Below are 1,523 nucleotides of genomic sequence, written 5' to 3' on the forward strand. Positions count from 1 at the left end.
GGCGCGGCGTTCGTACGGGTGCCGTACGGGGTGGCTCGGGGCCCGTACGAGGGTGGTGGGGGTGGCGGCGGAACCTTTCGTACCGCGCGGGAGGGTGAAACCCGCGCACGGAGGGCGTGCGCGGGAGCGGCGCGCGCGGCCGTGCCGCCCCGTGTTTCCGGGGGTCGGCCGCCCTCCGGCGCCGCCCGCCCGGGCCGACGTGCCCGATCCGCGGCAGGGGGAGGCTGGGCCGGCCGCCCCGGATGGGGGTAGCGTGCGTAACGCACCACCGGCAATCGTGCCCGGCCGTACGCCTGTCCGCGATCCCGCAGAATAGGGTGGAACAGGTGCGCCCGAAGCCGATCGGGCGTGGACGTCGACGCGGTCCCCAGGTCCGCTCCGCCCGCCGCCCTCCCGGCCTCCCGGCCGTTCCGGCTGGCGCACTCGTGAGACGGCGTAGGAGAGAATCGATTTTTGTGAGTGCTGCGACGATGCGAAGCCGTACCCCTGACCGCCTGTGCGCCGAGGCGGTCGAACTCGCCCTGACCGCGGCCGAGGAAGCCGCCGGGCCGGGGCGGGTCGGCGAGCACGTCGGCGTCGTCGCGGACGGCGACCGCGTGGTCACTCACTTCTTCGAGGCGAACGAGCCGGGCTACCGCGGCTGGCGCTGGGCCGTGACCGTCGCCCGCGCCTCCCGCGCCAAGAACGTCACCGTCGACGAGAGCGTGCTGCTGCCCGGGCCCGACGCGGTCCTCGCCCCCGAATGGGTGCCCTGGAGCGAGCGGCTCCGCCCCGGTGACCTCGGCCCCGGCGACCTCCTGCCCACCGACGCGGAGGACCTGCGGCTGGAGCCCGGCTGGTCCGGCGAGGACGCGCCGCCGCCGAACTCCGTCCTCTCCGAGGAGACCGTCGAGCTCGTCGAGCGCGCCACGGGTGAGGACGTCGACGTCGACGTCACCGCCGGGCCGCCCGCCGGGCGGCCGGGCGCGCAGGCGGGCGCGCAGCCGAGCGTGCCGGTGCGCGGTGGCATCACGGACGTCGCCGAGGAGATCGGCGTGCGGCGCAAGCGGGTGCTCTCCCGGTACGGGCTGCACACCGCGGCCGACCGCTGGGACGAGGCGTTCGGCGCGAAGACGCCGATGGCGCAGGCCGCGCCCGCGTCCTGCGTCAGCTGCGGGTTCCTGGTGCCGCTGGCGGGGTCGCTGCGGCAGGCGTTCGGCATCTGCGCGAACGAGTTCTCGCCCGCGGACGGGCGCGTCGTCTCCCTCGCGTACGGGTGCGGGGGGCACTCCGAGGCGGCGGTCATGCCGAAGCCGCCGCGGCCGGCGCCGCCGGTGATCGACGAGCTGAAGGTCGACCGGTTGGTGCTGAGGCCGGAGCGGGCGGGGGGCTCGGTGGAGGAGACGGGGCCGGAGGAGGAGCTCGGCCACTCCTGAGTTGGCCCGGCCCGGGGGCCTTCGGCCGGGTCGGCCCGGTGTGCCGGCGGGTCGGCTCCAGCGGGAAGGAGGCGATCAGCAGGGCCGGCAGGCCCAGCGGCTCGTCCG

General features: G+C 76.6%; 1 protein-coding gene. It reads left to right on the forward strand.

Annotated features, from left to right (window positions below; translation table 11 throughout):
- Positions 1-455: 455 nt before the first annotated feature.
- Positions 456-1,415, forward strand: coding sequence for a DUF3027 domain-containing protein (locus ACSNOD_RS31040; RefSeq protein ID WP_436770413.1), 960 nt, complete (start codon positions 456-458; stop codon positions 1,413-1,415).
- The last annotated feature ends 108 nt before the right edge of the window (positions 1,416-1,523 follow it).

It is taken from the genome of Streptomyces sp. URMC 123, assembly GCF_051386515.1.
GTDB lineage: Bacteria > Actinomycetota > Actinomycetes > Streptomycetales > Streptomycetaceae > Streptomyces.